General features: G+C 45.0%; 1 protein-coding gene. It reads left to right on the top strand.

The window, feature by feature from the left end; genetic code table 11:
- On the top strand, nt 1–1,974 hold a 1,974-nt coding region (locus tag P2W71_RS14790; protein WP_276372045.1), incomplete at both ends, for a malectin domain-containing carbohydrate-binding protein.

Below are 1,974 nucleotides of genomic sequence, written 5' to 3'. Positions count from 1 at the left end.
GGAGGTACACCATATTCAACTACCACAGCAATTGCCAATACGACACAAGATCCGATCTATCAGACTGAGCGATTTGGGAACTTCAGTTATGCGATTCCTGTAGGACAAGCGGGTACCTACGCCGTTGATTTACATTTGGCAGAAATTTACTTTGGTCAACCTGGTCAACGGATTTTCAATATTAATATCGAGAACGGGCAGTTTGTGAGGAACAATCTGGATTTGATCCAAACGTATGGTGCTAACAATACAGCACGTGTATTACGTGCAGATAATCTGAACATCACGGATGGAACCATCAACATCACTTTTACCAGTGTTGTAGACAATGCAAAGATATCTGGTATAGCGGTGGGTCGGTACAATGTAGCTCCTGTGAACACCCCGCCTACGATTACGGCAATACCTAACCAAACCATTAACGGAAATACTTCTACTGGTTCGATTCCATTTACCATAGGAGATGTGGATAATGCCATCGGATCTCTTACAATTTCCGGAAGTTCTGGAGATGTCACTATTATACCGAACGCCAATATCGTATTTGGCGGAAGCGGCGCGAACAGAACGGTAACAGTTACACCAGCTACGAATCAAATTGGCGGACCAGTTACTATTACGGTGATGGTCAGTGATGGAATAGCGTCGACCTCAACAAATTTCAACGTTACCGTTGGACCGGCCAATACAACACCGGTTGTAGTGCAGGCTTACCCAGATCAAAGTATACCTTCTACACAGTCAAGTTTGGTAGTGAACCTCGCTCAAATTTTTAACGATGATGGAGGTGTAAACAATTTAACTTTCACTGTTCCTACCAATACGAATGCGGCGTTGATCAGCAATACACAGATTGTTGGAAGTCAGTTGACCTTTACCCTTACAGGAACCACCGGTACAGGGACTATTACTTTAAGAGCCACAGATGCAAGCAATGCTTTCATAGAAGATGTCTTCCAATTGACGGTTACTTCATCGGGAGGTACTCCGACGCTGACAAACGTGATTCGAATCAATTCCGGTGGAACGGCTCAGAATTTTGGAGGCGAGGCTTGGGTAGCGGATCAGTATTTTAGTGGAGGTACCCCATATTCAACGACGACGGCTATTGGCAATACGACACAAGACCCGATCTATCAAACTGAGCGATTTGGAAACTTCAGCTACGCGATTCCGGTAGGACAAGTGGGTACCTATGCCGTTGATTTACATTTGGCTGAAATCTATTTTGGTCAATCAGGTCAACGGGTTTTCAATATTAATATTGAGAATGGGCAGTTTATTAGAAACAATCTTGATTTGATCCAGACCTATGGTGCTAACAATACAGCGAATGTATTGCGTGCGGATAACTTGAATATTACTGATGGCACCATCAACATCACTTTCACCAGTGTAGTAGACAATGCGAAGATATCAGGTATATCGGTAGGACGATACAGCAGCGCTCCTACAAACACACCACCAACGGTAGCGCAGGCACCAGCAGCACAGAGTGTACCGAATACACAAGCAAGCGTAGTGCTTCAACTTGGACAGATCTTCAGTGATGATGGAGGCGTAAACAATCTGACCTTCACGGTTCCAAATAATACGAATCCAGGCTTAATCAGCAACACGCAGATTGTGGGCACACAATTAACGTTAACGTTGAGCGGAACAACAGGAAGCGGAACGCTTACACTACAAGCGACTGATGCAAGCAATGCATCGGTACAGACTACCTTTCAATTGGCGGTTACCTCATCAGGAGGTACTCCGACACTGACGAATGTGATCCGGATTAATGCTGGCGGTACAGCTCAGAATTTTGGAGGAGAGGCTTGGGTAGTGGATCAGTATTTTACCGGAGGTACACCATATTCAACTACCACAGCAATTGCCAATACGACACAAGATCCGATCTATCAGACTGAGCGATTTGGGAACTTCAGTTATGCGATTCCTGTAGGACAAGCGGGTACCTACGCCGTT

The sequence above is a fragment of the Chryseolinea sp. H1M3-3 genome, assembly GCF_029360725.1.
Lineage (GTDB): Bacteria > Bacteroidota > Bacteroidia > Cytophagales > Cyclobacteriaceae > Chryseolinea.
The sequence above is the reverse complement of the archived record's forward strand: the minus strand, read 5'-3'. Positions and strand labels throughout refer to the sequence as shown.